The 16,877-nt window shown below is 46.4% G+C and carries 9 protein-coding genes and 3 pseudogenes; 11 read left to right on the top strand and 1 reads right to left on the bottom strand.

Annotation, left to right across the window (positions count from 1 at the left end; translation table 11 throughout):
* The first annotated feature begins 1 nt into the window (after position 1).
* From BGL48_RS08000 to BGL48_RS08010, 3 genes are all read left to right on the top strand, one after another.
* Positions 2 to 1,972: a glycosyltransferase gene (locus BGL48_RS08000; RefSeq protein ID WP_069362174.1), complete on the top strand. Its 1,971-nt coding sequence runs from the start codon at positions 2 to 4 to the stop codon at positions 1,970 to 1,972.
* Complete coding sequence (locus BGL48_RS08005) at positions 1,969 to 3,534, top strand: heparinase II/III domain-containing protein (protein WP_069362175.1); 1,566 nt, start codon at positions 1,969 to 1,971, stop codon at positions 3,532 to 3,534. Before BGL48_RS08000 ends, BGL48_RS08005 begins: the two co-directional genes overlap by 4 nt.
* 64 nt (positions 3,535 to 3,598) lie before the next feature.
* Positions 3,599 to 4,174, top strand: coding sequence for a serine acetyltransferase (locus BGL48_RS08010; RefSeq protein WP_069362176.1), 576 nt, complete (start codon positions 3,599 to 3,601; stop codon positions 4,172 to 4,174).
* Between the two features lie 170 nt (positions 4,175 to 4,344).
* On the opposite strand, the pseudogene BGL48_RS08015 reads toward BGL48_RS08010, so the two are convergent.
* Positions 4,345 to 5,323 (bottom strand): annotated as a pseudogene (locus BGL48_RS08015) (IS30 family transposase).
* Between the two features lie 129 nt (positions 5,324 to 5,452).
* Between BGL48_RS08015 and BGL48_RS08020 the strand changes: the two are divergent.
* The 8 genes and pseudogenes from BGL48_RS08020 to BGL48_RS08045 all read left to right on the top strand — a co-directional run bounded on the left by BGL48_RS08020 (position 5,453) and on the right by BGL48_RS08045 (position 16,819).
* Positions 5,453 to 6,874 carry a glycosyltransferase family 4 protein gene (locus BGL48_RS08020; protein ID WP_069362177.1) on the top strand — a complete coding sequence of 474 codons (1,422 nt, stop codon included), beginning with the start codon at positions 5,453 to 5,455 and terminating at the stop codon, positions 6,872 to 6,874.
* A 13-nt stretch (positions 6,875 to 6,887) separates the two neighbouring features.
* Positions 6,888 to 7,010: pseudogene (locus tag BGL48_RS15990) on the top strand (NTP transferase domain-containing protein); the annotation flags it as partial.
* 32 nt (positions 7,011 to 7,042) lie between these two features.
* Positions 7,043 to 8,388 (top strand): annotated as a pseudogene (glmM, locus tag BGL48_RS08025) (phosphoglucosamine mutase).
* A 33-nt stretch (positions 8,389 to 8,421) separates the two neighbouring features.
* Positions 8,422 to 9,318, top strand: coding sequence for a UTP--glucose-1-phosphate uridylyltransferase GalU (gene galU, locus BGL48_RS08030; protein WP_069362178.1), 897 nt, complete (start codon positions 8,422 to 8,424; stop codon positions 9,316 to 9,318).
* A 120-nt stretch (positions 9,319 to 9,438) separates the two neighbouring features.
* Positions 9,439 to 10,932 carry a methyltransferase domain-containing protein gene (locus BGL48_RS08035; protein ID WP_069362179.1) on the top strand — a complete coding sequence of 498 codons (1,494 nt, stop codon included), beginning with the start codon at positions 9,439 to 9,441 and terminating at the stop codon, positions 10,930 to 10,932.
* Between the two features lie 191 nt (positions 10,933 to 11,123).
* Positions 11,124 to 11,324, top strand: coding sequence for a hypothetical protein (locus BGL48_RS16130; RefSeq protein ID WP_141698076.1), 201 nt, complete (start codon positions 11,124 to 11,126; stop codon positions 11,322 to 11,324).
* Between the two features lie 232 nt (positions 11,325 to 11,556).
* Positions 11,557 to 13,737, top strand: coding sequence for a polysaccharide lyase (locus BGL48_RS08040; RefSeq protein ID WP_069362180.1), 2,181 nt, complete (start codon positions 11,557 to 11,559; stop codon positions 13,735 to 13,737).
* 169 nt (positions 13,738 to 13,906) lie between these two features.
* Entirely contained in the window at positions 13,907 to 16,819 is a 2,913-nt protein-coding gene (locus BGL48_RS08045) for a glycosyltransferase (protein WP_069362181.1), read from the top strand.
* Positions 16,820 to 16,877 lie beyond the last annotated feature (58 nt).

The following is a 16,877-nucleotide window of genomic DNA, read 5'->3' on the forward strand; positions in this document are numbered from 1 at the left end:
CATGCTAGTTTCATTTGTTATTCCTTGCTTTAACGCCATCGATAAAGTTGGACGCTGCATGGCGTCGCTAGAGCGGCTGAATTTTGACCCTAAGAAGTATGAAGTGCTGTTCATTGACGACTGTTCAAACGATGGTACGGATGAGCTCATCAAGAAGGCTTGTGATGATGTCGAGCACTGGCACTTTATTCAGCTCGAAAAGAACAGTGGCTCTCCCTCCCGGCCCCGTAACAAAGGCATAGAGAAGGCGAGTGGCAAGTATATTTATTTCCTGGACTGCGACGATGAAATTCTGCCGAATGCTTTAACCGAACTGACTCAGCTAGCTGAGCAGACGCAGGCCTGTGTGATCCGTTCGGAGCTTTTGGCAGAGGACGGAAAGCAACGGAAGCGCATGAATCAAATCGATGCATGGCACGGGGCACTGTCCAAGACGCAAAGAGCTGAGCTCATCATCCAGAAGCAGAGCACCGTGCCTACAAGCTTGATCAACGCTGAGCTTCTTAGAACGCATGATATTCGTTGGGCCGAGCATCTGCGAATGGGTGAGGATACGGTCTTCCTCGCAAACGTTCTAGCACATGCCGAAGTGATCGAGTACCTTGCTTCGCCAACGTATGTCTATTTCAAGATTCCTTCGATGACGCCTGCCAGTACTCAGCGCTATGGGCGGCGTGAGCTGACGGATCACCTTGAAGTATGGTCGACAACACAGTGGCTGCTTGAACCGTTAGGGATTAACTATATCGCGTCCCGTCTGAGCGTGGGCTTGAGAGTGGCAATCGAAAACCTAATTTTCAAAAATCGGGGCGACGTCGATGAGGCTACATTCAGTGCGTTTTCAAGGTTTGTAAATCACCACTGGCCAGTGCTTAAGAAGTTCAACTATTCTAAGCGTATAAGCGATATTTTGGCTTCAGTGAAATCTGGCTCATTTTCAACATTCTTGAATCTGGCGAAGCCTAGATTGCTTATTGCTGGCCATGACCTTAAATTTATTAAAGATGCTACCCCTGAGCTAAGTCAGAATTTCGATATCCGATTTGATGAGTGGAAGGGGCATGCGATCCATGATGAAGCGCAAAGTCGTGAATGCCTAGAATGGGCGGAGTATATTTGGTGTGAGTGGCTGCTCGGTAATGCGGAGTGGTATGCGAAACATAAAAAACCTCATCAACGTCTGGTATTAAGAATGCACCGTATGGAGCTGGCACGTGACCACGGTGCTAATATGGATGTTGATAAAGTTGATGCTGTTGTTGCAGTATCAACCTACTTCTTTGAACGACTTCTAGAAAAATATCCCAACATTCCTCGCCATAAAGCACGTTTGATGCACAACTATGTGCGTGTGGATGACTACGATACTACCTGGCACTCTAATCGACTTTTCACGCTTGGTATTATCGGTATTCTTCCTTCACGCAAGGGCTACAAAAAAGCGCTAGAAATACTGAATGAACTGAAAAAGTACGATAGTCGATTTAATTTGAAAGTCTTCGGGAAGCGGGCTGAGGACCTTGCATGGGTAGCAAAGAATCCAGTTGAAATGGCCTACTTCACTGACTGTCAAGCCTACATAGAAGAACATGGGCTGCAGGGTTCTGTAGATTTCGTAGGCCATGTAGATATAAAGAAAGAGTTGGCGCGACAAAAAGTAGGCTACGTTCTTTCGGTCAGCGACCCTGATTTGGACTTTCCTGGTCCAGAAAGCTTTCACCTTGCTATAGCCGATGGATTTTCTGGTGGTGGAGTTTCTCTAGTTAAGCATTGGCCAGGTGCTGAGTATATTTGGCCTCAAGGCTGCATCGTAAAAAGTCAAGATGATTTAGTGAGAAAAGTGGTTAAGTTTCAAAATCAGCGACTCGATTTGCCTGAAACCTCTAGTCTAGGTGCGCAGTTTTTAAAAGAAAATTACGATATATCAAAATTTGCAAAAGATTTTAACGAAATTTTTCTGGAGCTTTTATGAAGGTTTTTTCCTCAACGCCGCTTGAAAAGTCACGCTGGCCTTGGCCAAAAATGGACACTAGAGAAGTTGCCGAACGCGCTTTAGTAAACGATATTTTTATGCCCAATATTGGCTATGTCAATATCGGAGATGTTAATGCCTGGAGTACAGAGCTTGGTGGCGCCGCAAATTCAAAAAAACTATGGGTCAACTCTCTTGTGACCCCACACGCATGCCTTGCTGAGTCGGAAGGTAAGAGTGAGCATGAATATTTCAAAAAGTCAGTTGAGCTAATTAAAGCGTACCTTAGTCAGTATGACTCTGGCCAAGGCTTATTCGATATTGCATGGAGAGACGAACATGCGGTATCTAACCGGCTATTTGTTCTTTGTGCATTCATTCACCTCCTTATTGATGTTGAAGAAGCACCATTATCGCAGCTCGACCTTTTGTATCACGCTGAAAGGCACGCTCAGTGGTTGTCCCATGATGAGCATTATGTCAAAAACAATCATGGCGTGATGATGGATTTATCCTTGGCTCAATACTCCGTTCTGATACGCTACATTGACCCAAAGCTGTCGGATGCTTACTTGGAGGTCGCGCTCAGGCGACTTGGCATGATGCTCAATGATACATTCGACACTCAAGGTTGCTGTACTGAAAATAGCCCCACCTATCACTTCGTCAATTATTCGCTATTCCTATCAATTTTTTCGTTCTTAAAGGAATATGCAAAAGAATTTGATTTAGATGGGTGGGAAGAGACTCTTGAAAAAGCCAAGGCTGTTGGTGCTCTCTTTCTTCGTCCAGATGGTACAATCCCATTAATTGGGGATAGTGAGTCCAAGCCTGGCACTTTTTTCCCGAATGTAGAGCCAGAGCTTTCAAGGGGAGTTGGGTATTATCCTGAAGCAGGTTTATTTTTACTCTCTGATGATAACATTCATTTTACATTTCGTGCTGGTGGAAGAAAGTTTTCACACCGACATGTTGATGACTTGAGTATAACTCTTTGGTATGCTGGAAGTGACTTTGTTGTTGATTCAGGTCTTTATAACTATGACACTACAGATAAATTAAGGCGGAATATTATATCAAGTAGATCTCACAGTGGCTTATATGTAAAGTCGCAAGAGCAAGTTCTTTTTAAGAACTTTGACAGCCCTCGGGATATGTCTGGCTTTTCATCATGTGAAAATTTAGGACCATTAGGGGTTAAGTGCTCAGCATCTCACTTTCTTTCCAAAGAATGTGATGTTCATAGGTCATTGTTTTTTAAAGATAATGTGATTTATATTTACGACAGTTTTAATTCAACATTGGATCAGGAATGGCGTTTTCAGCTTGTCTTACACCCTGATGTTGAGGTTAGTCTTGGTGAAAATAATTTAGATGTTGTTTTAACGCACTCGGGAAAGACTATTGTAGTGCACTGTGACTCAGGTGGGGAGGGGATGAAAGTTGACCTGGAAAGCATCAATTATTCCGATCGTTTTATGAAGTTGATAGAAACAACTGTTGTAGTGGTTTCTGGAGTAAGCAAAAAATTGGCCCTTAATACATCAATTTCTTTAGGATAATTTTTGGTAAGTTTGGGTTCTTGATGTATTTCTTTGATAGCATGGCTTTTTGTAGGAGTAAGATATGCTCGAAAAGTGGCTAGATGTATTTGGTGATCTCTTGGATGACTTTGTCCCCAAAGCCTATTTAGTTTATGAAAAATCTCGGGAAAGTTATTTGAATGATGATCTTGTTACCGCGAATAAACTAAAAAGATTAAACTACTTGCTGCATAATTCAGAGGTGCCTTATACAGCTGAGATTGGTAAAAATCCTGTTTTTGCTTACGGAGGGATAGGAGTCATTATTCATGCTGACGCAAAAATAGGGCAGCGTTGTAATTTTGGATCGTCGGTAACTGTAGGTGGGGATAGAAATGGTGTTCCTGTTATTGGTAATGACGTATATTTGTCTACAGGGGCCAAAGTTATTGGAGGAGTTAAAATTGGGGATGGTGCAATTATCGGTGCTAATTCTGTTGTTTTGACTAATGTAGAACCATTTTCGGTAGTTGCTGGAGCACCATCGAAGCTCATCTCTGAGGTGAATATTGATAATTTTGAAAAATATTCTGGTTTCTATTGGTGTAAAGGTGACGATGAAAAGATAAAACGCTTTAAAGAGTGGTATTTTATAAAGAAAAAGTTTCGCATGCCTTAAATATAAGTTTCTTAATTCTTCCAGATGGTTTTGATTGGTGGTTTTTGAATTATCTTTTCATTTTAAAAATGGTGGGTTCTTGGAGAGTATTGTTTTGAGAGTTCGAACGGCTAATATAGCTTTATAATAGTACTACTGTCTTTTGTGTATATACTATGTATGGCGCGGATTCAACCGCGAAGTGCAACACTCTCATCTGCAGCCTGACATAACTTGTTAAAGATAACGCTAGGCTGCCTAAAACCAAGACATTTTCTTGGTCGAGCATTCAAACGGGCCACTGCTTGCATCACCTCTTCTTCAGTGATTTCACGCAGGTCAGTGCCCTTGGAAATATACTGCCTGAGCAGCCCGTTACTGTTTTCGTTTAAACCTCGCTCCCAGGATGAATAAGGGTGAGTAAAGTAAATGTCTGTCTCTAATGCCTCGGCTATTGCCTTGTGTCCGACAAATTCTGAACCATTATCTGCTGTGATTGAGTGCACATGCGCGGCGTACGGTCGAAGTAGCTCAATGGTAGGTAGCATCACGGACAGCATCAGCGCTTTTGCTGCTCACCTGTTTTACCAAGTAAAAGCGCCTGGTTCGTTCCGCAATAGTGATAAGCGCGCCTGTGCCGTGTTTGCCCAAAACAGTATCGATTTCCCAGTCACCAAAACGCTCACGAGTATCAACAATGGCTGGCCGCTCATCGATAGAGACGGGGTCTGGTAACACATAGCGCTTGCTTGTTTTGCCCTTGCGATAGCGTTTGTGCCCTTGGCGCAATGACTTATACAGTTTGCCGCCAGACGCTTTATCCGTTGCCACATATTGGTAAATCCATTCATGGCTGACAGGCATGCCCAACCGCGTGCTCATATAACTAATCTGCTCTGAGCTCCAATCAACGTTCAGGCAGAGTTTAACAAAGTCGATTGTCATCGAAGGGGTGCGCATTTTGGCGGCATATATACATCGACTTGTCGCTAGCTGCTAAGCTTGAGCGGGCTCGTAACGGCCGTCTGGCAATCGGTTCCTACTTAGCTCTCTCGATATTGTTGATTTTGACTTACAAAGGGTTTCGGCAATGACTGTTTGTGAACAGCCACGGGCCAAAAGGACAGAAATCTGGTATCGTTGTCCTTCGGTCAACTGCTGGTAACTCATGGTAATCACGTTTTGATTTTGGCGATGAGAAGCGTACCACTATCAGCAGTTGACTTCCTCTCGCCAGTTTAACCATGAGTGTTGCACTTATTATCTGAATTCAGGTATCGCACAAGGAACAGTAGACAAATGAATTTTTTGATCTCTGTGTTTTTTAATGCTCCCCAAGGTGGTCTTCATGAAAATGTGCGCTTCACTGCACAGCGCTTATTAACGGAAGGTCATAGTGTTAGTTTGATCTGTAAATCGGGCCCCTTTGCCGATCAAATGGCCGAGATGGGTGTTGGCGTGTTTAGTACTGACTTCGCGATAACGGACTTTAGGCGTGTGTTTGAGCAGATTAAAGCGGCGCATCAACAAGCGCCGTTTGATATTGTTCATGCCCATCCTTTTTCATCTCGTCAGCTTGCTGTCGTGGTAGGCCAGTGTTTAGCCGTGCCTGTTATTGAGACCATACATGGCCAATATTTAGATCAGCTACCGAACACAATAGCCCAGTTAGACGCTGTGGTATGTGTATCGGAGGGGATTAAACAGTACTTATTCACTGAGCGAAGTGATTTACCGGCAGAGAAGTTCTTTGTTGTACCCAATGTGCCTGATGTTACACAGTTTAAATACATCGCGACGCAGTCGTCTAACGCTCATAAAGGTAAGGTAGTCATTGCTCTGGTGAGCCGCCTAGATAGGGATAAACAATTTATTCTTGATCTGTTTCTAAAAGCGGTTGACTATGCAGCCCAAAATTATCCGGGGAAAATACATTGGCAGATTGTCGGCCAAGGTACAGAAGCCGAGACATTTTTAGCACAATTGGCAGAGCTACAAGGCGAAAATACGGTTGAGTTCAGCGGTTGGCTGCAGGGCAAAGACTTGCAAAAAGCCTACTGCGCCAGCCATGCGGTGATTGCGCCCGGGCGCTGCGCGATTGAGGCACTAAGTTGCGCCATACCCGCTATTGCCCTCGGCAGCAAAGGCTATATTGGATTGGTAGACGAGCAACGATGGCAAGCAGCGTTATATAGCAACTTTGGTGGGGTTGGTCAGCGTGAACAAGGCTATCAATCTGGCCGCATAGAAGCTGATATTGATAGATTGATGCAATCGGCGAAATACCGACGTCAGTTAGGGCGGTTCGGGCGCCAGCTCGTTCGTTCTTTTTTGTCTGCGAAACAAGCGCACCAAACGATGAAGCAAATATATCAAACCGTGGTTCAAGCGCGGAAAATGACACCACTCACGCCTGTAGCGGAGCAAGCGTTTTTAGCGTTGCAATGTGCGAATGTCAATTTCTTATATACAAAGGATAAGCGATTAGCTGTATCGCTAGAAGGTGACTTTCCAGAGAGTACACAATTTGCTTGGTATTTGCATAAAAAAGGTGGGGGAGTGCTTGAAAAGCAATTTTACACATCGCAGCCTCACACCTACTTTTCTCCGTCAGAGCCCGGTGATTACCGGGTTCAATGTTATTTAAAAAACTCCATTGAGAAGATAAGCTTTTTTACTGAATCTATTTCGGTCTCTGCTTCGCAACTTAAAAAACAATAGTAAGGAAAAACCTATGAACGTCAGTGCGGTAATATTAGCTGCGGGAAAAGGTAGCCGCATGGTCTCGAGCTTGCCAAAAGTACTGCACCCCGTAGGCGGTAAACCTATGGTGGCGCATGTGGCTAAATCCGCGCGTCGTTAACAGTTGGTATAGGAAACAAGTAAAACATGGCTAGACAATATTTTGGTACGGATGGTATTCGCGGTAAAGTTGGCACGTCGCCGATCACACCAGACTTTGCATTAAAGCTAGGTTGGGCCGCAGGGCGGGTACTAGCCCGCATGAGGACGAAAAAAGTCATCATCGGTAAAGATACACGGATTTCGGGTTATATGCTTGAATCTGCATTAGAAGCGGCCTTTTCGCTACAGGTATCAACTCTGTGATTACTGGGCCATTGCCAACGCCTGCGGTGGCGTATTTGACGAAAACCTTCCGAGCAGAAGCGGGCGGCGTGATCAGTGCGTCTCATAATCCGTTTTCTGATAATGGCATCAAGTTTTTCTCCTCAGAGGGCGAAAAACTGCCTGATGATGTGGAGCTTGCCATAGAAGCTGAGCTGGCGAAGCCCATTGAATGTGTTGTATCAGATCAGCTGGGCAAAGCGTCACGTATGCATGATTCAGCAGGGCGATATATTGAATTTTGCAAAGGCATGTTCCCGACACAGTTAACCCTAGAAGGCATGAAGATTGTTGTCGATTGTGCCCGCGGCGCGGCGTATCACATCGCGCCAAATGTGTTACGGGAGCTGGGTGCGGAGGTTATCGCAGTTGGTTGTCAACCAAACGGCGTCAATATCAACTTAAAATGTGGTGCAACGGATTTAGCACTGCTTCAAGAAACCGTACTTGAACATAGCGCTGATCTAGGTATCGCCCTTGATGGCGATGGCGACCGTTTGATGTTGGTCGACCAATATGGCGCTGCGGTCGACGGCGACCAAATCTTGTTTATTATTGCTAAACAACAGCTTACACAAGGCACGCTAAAAGGGGGAGTGGTTGGCACGCAAATGTCGAACATGGCACTCGAATTAGCGATGGCTGAGTTGGGCGTGCCTTTTGTGCGTAGCAAAGTCGGCGATCGCTTTGTCATGGCTGACCTAGTCGCCCGAGATTGGATGTTAGGCGGTGAAAGCTCAGGCCATATCATTTGTCGAGATAAAGTCACGACGGGGGATGCAATTATTGCCGCTTTACAGGTGCTAACGGCATTACAGGCTTTAAATCAGCCACTGGATGCACTTGCCGCCGAAATGCCGATGCTACCTCAAACATTATTAAATATTCGCTATGCGCCTAACTCACAACCGCTAGATAGCGCTCAGGTTCAGCAGTGTGTGGCAGATGCGGAAAATGCCTTAGCAACTCATACAGATCAACCTAAAGGCCGTGTTCTTTTGCGCAAATCAGGCACTGAGCCATTGATTCGAGTGATGGTTGAGGCGAAAACTGATCAGCAAGCCACTCAGTGGGCAAAGCATATTGCGGAAGCCGTGGAGGCTTTATAAACCTCCATTCATTTTTAACTGTAAGTAATGACTATGATTAAGAAATGTTTATTTCCTGCCGCCGGTTATGGAACCCGTTTTTTACCGGCGACGAAATCCATGCCTAAAGAAATGATGCCTGTCGTCAATAAACCCCTCATTGAATATGGCGTCGATGAAGCGATTCAAGCGGGAATGAGTGACATGTGTGTGGTTACTGGCCGTGGCAAACAGGCGTTGATGGATCACTTTGATAAAAATTATGAGTTGGAACATCAAATTCAAGGCACGAGCAAAGAAGTTCTATTGGATGATATCCGTGAATTAATTGACTCGGCAAACTTCACTTATATTCGTCAGCGTGAAATGAAAGGCCTTGGTCATGCTATTTTAACCGGTCGCCCGTTAGTGGGGGACGAGCCGTTTGCGGTTTTGCTGGCGGATGATTTATGTGTGAATGAGCAAAAAGGCGTGTTGGCACAAATGGTTGCTTTGTACAATCAGTTCCGTTGTACCATTGTAGCCGTGCAAGAAGTGCCGGAAGATCAAGCTCATAAATATGGTGTGATTTCCGGCCAGGCCATTAAAGATGACTTGTTCCGTGTCGACGATATGGTTGAAAAGCCAGAGCCGGGAACGGCGCCAAGTAACCTAGCAATTATTGGCCGCTACATATTAACGCCAGATATTTTTGAGTTGATTAAGCAAACCGAACCGGGCAAAGGTGGCGAAATTCAAATCACCGATGCGCTTCTAAAACAAGCCCAAGCAGGTTGTGTGCTTGCTTACAAATTTAAAGGTGAGCGTTTTGACTGCGGTAGCGTGGAAGGTTACATTGATGCAACTAACTACTGCTTTGAGCAGGTGTATAAAAAAGATCATAATACCCCGATTTCGCAACAACCTACCGTTAAGGTCGCACAAGGCGAACCGGAAGCAGAAGCCGAGTAATCAACGAGCATGGGGCCTAGCCGCTTCGGCGTCTTGCCTCATGCGTGCCGCGACCGAACTGCGTTTTTGCAGAGTTCCATTAACGTGCAACGGATGTTGCCCCAACATAGTGTTAATTCTATGCAGTATCAAACCTTTCCCGGTGTTAAGGGAGGGTCTAAATCATTAGACAAACTAGCCGCGCTTCGATTACCTGATTTACACCAAAAGCGATTTTTAGATGTCGGGTGTAATGAAGGTTTTTTTTGTGGTTACGCGCTGTTTGAAGGCGCGAACCGTGTTACAGGGATAGACCAATCACAAGAAGCGATTGGACGAGCTGCATTGCGGTTTCCCGAGGGTCAATTTCTGTGTCAATCGTGGCAAACCTTGCCAGAAGGGCCTTTTGATGTCATCACCTTGTTATCTGCATTGCATTATGCGGATGATCAAGAGGCATTGATTCATCAAATTATGCAACAGCTTGATCCCCAGGGCGTGCTCGTGCTTGAAATTAGCATTGCGCCCGGGAGTAAAGATGCATTTTTGCCGGTAAAACGTGCAATTGATGAGCGCTTATTTCCTACACGGATTAAGCTTGGCAGTATGCTCAAAGACTATGCGTGGAAAGTAGTCGGCCACAGCGTTAAACAAGCTGGCGATCCATTACAGCGTTACGTGGTGCATGTACGAAAATGTCGCCCTTATGCGTATTTGCTGATGGATAAACCCGGTACAGGTAAAAGCACTATCGCACGGCGTTTATTTGAGCAAACCGACATGGTCACCCTGTCGGGCGATCAATGCTACTACCGAATTAAACAGCAAAAAATCGCGTGCAGCCCCGAGATACAAGCGATTGTTGACGAGCTTTACACCTCGGCAACGATTGATAAAGTGACGAAGAAAATATTTGAGCAAGGCCTGCACCAAGAGCTTGTCTCCATATGGAAAGAGCAGGCTGGTTTTGCCGACTTTGCATTGGACTCCTTTGTCCCAGAGTCATCTCGTGCCGATATTGCTCAGGCGTTTTTTGACAGTGGCTATTTTCCGGTAGAACTACAATGGCCACAGGCTCACACATTAGGCGTGCCATCACGGACGCCAGAACGAGCTGCTGCGTATGCAAAGTACTTAGCAAAAACCTCACTGAGTGAGCAAGCTAAATGTGTGCGTGTCACTCGCCAGCTCCCAGAAAAGTGGCGTGATCGCTTGTGTTTTCACTTAGACTCGCCCGTGAATAATCAGCTGATTGTTGAAGATAACACAGTTCGGTTTTCTGGATGGGCCGGCTGGCTTGATGAAACGGATCGTGAATTGCAGTTAGTGGTGAGTCAGGGCACCAAGCGTGAAGCGTTTAACTTTTCCCGTGAGCGAAAGGATGTGTTGGCGACCTTGTTTCCGGATCAAAACTATCCGTCGCCTTATTGGCAGCAATCGCCGTGTGGTTTTAGTGTGAGATACCAGTTAGACGAAAAGAGTGATGAGCCCGTGCTGTTGTCGTTGCAGGCAGATAGTCACTGTGTGCCTATTGCCACGATTCAATTAACAGTGTCACGTGGAGAACAAGCAATGTCAGATAGTTACCAACAGCGCGCGAAGCGTTGGCTAAAACGTTGTCTGACGCAGAGTTAAGTCGTTGTTTAAAATCAGTACTTGATGGTACGCGCCAAGCATCGCTTGGCGTTTTTTTCTGAGCCGGCGCCTAAACCTTAGTCGTCTCTATCAATGCAGTCGAGGGTCCGATTAAACGCCGTTTTTCCGAGGTTTGTTCTCCGTTAGAACCCTTGCTTTTTGCTTGTTTACTCATACTAAAGTATTAGCCTTTGACCAAAGTATTAGTCTTTGACCAATGCCGTTTTGTGGTGGGAAATGAACAAGTTGCTGTTCATTCTGTATGGATTAGTGGTGAAGTGGCACTCGATAATCCGATAGATCAGCGACCAATATTATCTGAGGTCAATGAGATATTTTTTGGTGATAAAGAAATCAATAATCAATGGCTTATGGATCTATTCTCTGGATGAAAAGTTAGATATGTATTTTAAAACAAACACTTATGATATTTTTATTTTGTGATAAAAATACCAATACACATATGTCAGATATTTTGGATAGTTTGGTTTTTTGATTGATAAATAAGGATAATTACCTGTAGCCGCCGCGTTCTTTTTTAATAAATAAAAATATCAATAATAATTGCTGCCTTCATTTCTGTGTACTAATACTTTTATAAGTACACTGAAAGAGGCAGCAGTTATGAAAGAATTCTTTCGGTTATTGCAAGTGTGTAGCTTTAGTTTTTTTTTACTCGCCTGTAATGGCTCGAGCGATTCCTCCTCAGAGGACACCCCCTCCGGACCGGGCTCCTCAAACCCGGTAACGTCTGCGATTGTGGGTATGGCGATCGATGGATACCTTGAAGGTGCGACCGTTTTCCTCGACTACAACTTTAATCATACTCTCGACGATAGCGAACCCAGTGTCTTGACGGAAGCGCAGGGGCGTTTTTCGGTTGATCAAGCCGCGCTGGAAGCATGTTGGCAGTTTGTGCCTGTTGTGGTGAATGTCCCTGTCGGTGCCTTCGACTCAGACTATGGCGAAGTTACACGTGCTTATCAGCTTGTTGCAACGCCCCAAGTGATCCGCGAGCAACGCCTTGGTGAGCAGCAAGCAAACGACCTGGTCGTGTCGCCTTTCACCACCTTGATATGGCAGCAAGCCATTGCAGCGTGGCAACGTACTCAAGGCACTGAACTCGATTGTGACTCAATGCGCACGGACTCTGATACTCGCGAGCAATTGGTGAGCTTGCTCGACGAGGCGGAGTCAGACATTCGCGACACTTACAGTCTCTCGACCGAACAGCTTTATAACGACTTTATCGAGAGAGGGGATAGTCGTACGCACAATATTGCTCAGCAATTTGCTATTGGGCTTCAGCAAGCGTATGCCGAAAAAGCGCAACTTGAACAGCAATATCCTGAATTATCAGAGGTTACGCGTTTATATTTGCCCACCGTTACACAGGGTGATGGCCAAATCGGTGGAAAATGGTTACGTCATGACTTTGGTGTTGCGGAAAATAAACAGATGCATCGGGTATCAGAGGTGTCTGGCACGTTTGATGCGATTACCAAGTCCGTATCTATCTATCAGCGGGGTGTAGAACTCGTTGGTGAGGTGCGGCGGCGTGTAGCTATCCAAGCGAATGGCGGTTCGACGTGCACGGTGTCGGTTGAATACGGTGCAAACTGGCAAGCGAGCCACTACCGCATCAAAGGCAGAGCGACGACGGATTTTGATGAGGCACAAGGGCGTTGTCCGTTGCCAACCAGTGATGCCAGTACGTTAGCGACGCTTGAGGTTGATGTAGAAGCCGATGTGTCATCGAATCGCTCGTATGCGAGTGAGCATACATTTTCGCCAGGTGAGAATGTGATTGTTGATGAAGTTTGGCAGCGGATGCATGGTAGCGATGCTCCCATCGTGGTGGATTTGTCGCGATTAGACTTTATTGAGCCTGCTTTGTCTTTCCCTGAGGGGTACGGTGCCGATACTTGGACGCGCTCAAGACGCGATATTGTCAGTGATAGTGAGCAATTAGAGCTTAAACGCTTCGACAGTGGTTTGTGGGTTGAAAGCCGCTTGAGTGATGATGAGGTGACGGCGCTACGGTGTGGCCCTGAATTTGATCTAGTGGCCGCTGAGTCGTTGGCTGAGTGTTATCAGCGTTTTGGTGTGCCCGTTTTTAAAGAAACGTTTGATGGCAGTTTGTCTGAATTTGCCATGGACTTGTTTGATAAAGAGTTGGTTGAACGTACTGACACACGGGGCGCGAATAATTCAACCGGCATTCAAGTGCACTATGAAGGATATGAGCGTGGGAGTCGTCGTGTGTTAGATAAACAAGACCTGCCGCCCGCTTCTCGTTATACATTGAGTTTTAATGTCGAGTTTTGTGAAGATTTTCAGTTTGTACGAGGTGGAAAACTCCACGGTTTAGGACCATTACGTGCCATTACTGGCGGACGAGAAATGACTGATGAAGGTTGGAGTGTGCGTCTGAGCTTTGGTGCTACCGGCACCTTATCCACCTATATCTATCATCAAGATATTCCAGGGACCTATGGCGACTCTTGGCGAGTCCCCAACTTTACCTTTACCCCCGGTCAGTATTACCACTTGCAGTTAGTGGTACAGGTGAACCAACCCGCTTCAGCATCTAATGGTGTGGTAGAAGTTTGGATTGATGACGAGCAACGTATGGTGGTTGATAATTTACGATTACGCGCCAGCGATGGAACAGACAGTTATATCCAGCATTTGCTATTTAGTACCTTCCATGGCGGGAGTGATGAAACCTGGGCACCCAAAGATGAGGCGGGTAACTTCACCACCGAGTGTGCCTACTTTGATGATTTTATGATTTCACACTGATTGCGCGACAGCGCAGAATGATAAAGCGTGAAGAACCATGCTGGGTGGCATGGTTCTTTTTTTGCGCAATGTTAAATGATGGCATGCGTGTGCTGTGATATGCCCGTGTTGAGAGGGGTATGCTAAAGTAGCGGGCAGCCATTCAGACCGATTTTTTTAAGGATATCATGTGGTCGCGGAACAATTAAAAGCCCTATTTGATGCCGAGTGGTATTTACGCCAGTACCCGGATGTTGCTGACGCGGGGGTCGATCCTTGGTGGCACTTTTCGCACCATGGCAGGAACGAGAATCGTATGCCTTGTGCGTTACCCGCGTTTGAATGGGAGGCGGTGCTTTGGCATCAACCTTTACAGCGTGAGCAGGCATTAGCGACGTTAACATCCTTGTTTACTCAGCCGGAAGTTGATCACGCGGATATTCATCGGAGCTTGGCGGGATTTGTTTTAGCGCGTTTTTATGCCAGTGAGGGCGAGTACGCGTTAGTTGCTGATTATATAAAACCCATACTGTGCGATGTGACAGCGCGCTTGTTGGTGCCTGAGCAAGCGCCTTGGCTGCTGTGTTTTTCTGCACTGTATCACCGAAAACAGGAAAATCAGCTATTGGCATTGCTATCTGATATGGCGTGGCCGGACGGATTGGAGCGTCAACTCGCGCTCGGAATGGCTCAAGGTGCTAACCAGAGTTGGGAAGCCTTACAACGATGTTGGGTAAATGCAGGGTTGTCGAGTGCGCCTGCACCTAGCGGCTTATCGGCATCCTCGTTGTCTGACGTACCGCGTCCGGCGATGATAACGCAACCTTCGCGGGTAACACTCGGTTGGCGGCGATTGTTGCCTTGGCGTTATCGAGTATCTGTCGTGATTCCTTGTTATAACGCGGCACAGACTATTGGTCGCGCATTAGCAAGCTTATGTGCACAGACATGGCCTTTTCTAGAGCTAGTAGTCGTTGATGATGCGTCACATGACAATAGCGTCGATGTGGTGAAGCAATGGCAGGCCCGCGATTCAAGAATTCGCTTGGTGCAACAGTCTGAAAATCAGGGTGCGTATGCAGCGCGTAATCTTGGCATGCAGTGCGCGAAAGGCGATTGGCTCACCGTACATGATGCCGATGATTGGTCCCACCCTCAAAAGATTGAGCGCCAAATGCAAGCGTTGTTATCAAATCGTCACGCTGTTGCATCGGTATCGCATTGGATTCGTTGTGACGAGAAGTTGCAGTTTCAACGCTGGCGGATGGAGCAAGGCTGGGTGTACCGAAATGTCTCGTCGTTGTTAATAAAACGTGAGGTGCTTAATGCGCTTGGTTTTTGGGACAATGTTGCAGTTAATGCGGATACTGAGTACTACTATCGCTTGCAGCATATCTATGGCTCTGATGCCATTGTGGAAGTGATGCCAGGCGTGCCGCTCTCTCTGGGAATGGTACTGTCCGAGAGCTTAACACAACAAAGCGCAACTCACTTGCGTACCCAGTTCTATGGGGTGCGAAAAGAGTATCATCAAAGTGCCTTAGCGTGGCATCACACTATGCAATCCCAGTTACCGCTTCCCGCTAAAATGAAGACGCGTCCCTTTGCGGTGCCACCGCGTTTATGTAAAGGGTCATCGGTATTACAGCAGGATAACTTTGTCCGTTATATACGTGAACGTCAGTGGGTGGATGAAGAGTGGTATCGACAGCGTTATCCGGATGTCGCGGCAGCGAATAGCGATGCGGTGGCGCATTATCTTACTCATGGTTGGCAAGAAGGTCGCGATCCTTGTGCGCATTTTTCAAGTTCTGCTTATTTGTATTTGCATCCAGATGCGAATGCAGTCAATCCGCTTTGGCACCGATTAACTCACGATCCAAACACGCCGCCTATCCCCCTGTCTATTCAAGGACAGTTGGATGTGGCTCCGTCAAAAAGCGGTCGTAAAACTGAGCATCCTGCTGTGGTATATGTGGGGCATCAGGTGTCGAACTATCAATTTGGTGCTGAGCGTAGTTTTGTCCAAATTCTGCAACAAGTGGCGACACACAAAGATTGGCAACGCCAAGGCTATCGGATTGAAGTGGTTTTGCCTTCGGCCACTGACGATTATGTTGAGCAAATTCTCCCGTTCTGTCATCGCGTCACTTTTATTCCTACCCCTTGGTGGCATCAAGAACGCTCTGTGCTTGAGGAGTCAGTCAATATTTGGGTTGATTGGCTTGAGTACGCGCACGCTAAGGCCGTGTACGTCAATACGTTAGTGATGGAGGTGCCTTTATTGGCAGCCAAACGACGGCATATACATACGGCAGTCCACGTCCGAGAATTACCCGAGCATGATCCCAGTTTATGCGCTGCATTGGGAACATCACCAGGTGCTTGGTTATACCATTTTGATCCCTTGGTGGATACGTGGATCGCTAACTCACAGGCGGTGGCGCAGTGGTTGACAGACGTGCGTAAGCCGATCGTGTGGCAAAACCCTTGGCGTGCCCCAACGGGGAATATCGTGAGTATTCCCAACGGTTCGCGTTTACACGTGGGGATGTTGAGCAGCAATATTGCTAAGAAAGGTATCTGGGATATGTTGCGAATAGCCGAACAGGCGATGTTGCAGCAGCTTCCCATCGATTTTTATCTTTATGGTCCTCAGACAGACGATATTGTGACCATGCAAGCGAGTAATGTACCCGGTAATCTTCACTTTGCCGGTTATATCGATAATCCAGATGATGCACTTGCCACATTAGATGTTGTATTAAGCCTTTCTCATTTTTATGAGTCGTTTGGGAGAACGGTGTTAGAGGCGCTAAGTATGGGTCGAGTAGTGATTGCGTATGCACAGGGGGGCATGGTGGACTGGGCTGCAGGCTCGCCGATTATTTGGGCTGAGTATTTAGATTATACTTCAGTCACTGAGCACTTAGCAGCACTTTGCGCGGATAGACAAGCGCTGCGACGGCGGGCTCAAGATAGCCAACAGTGGGTCAAGCAGGCATTGCCCGACAGTGAAGGTGTCGAAAACTGGTTGTTAATTTGCGAACAACTGGTTCGGCAAGATGGTAGGGTCAAGTCAATCGAGAGTGAACGGTGCTAGTCCCCACTTATCTTTGAGCCCCGTTGATAGGGGTTAGTTGTAGCGTATTTGAGTAGTT

Source organism: Salinivibrio sp. SS3 (genome assembly GCF_001722105.1).
In the GTDB taxonomy this organism is placed as follows: domain Bacteria; phylum Pseudomonadota; class Gammaproteobacteria; order Enterobacterales; family Vibrionaceae; genus Salinivibrio; species Salinivibrio kushneri.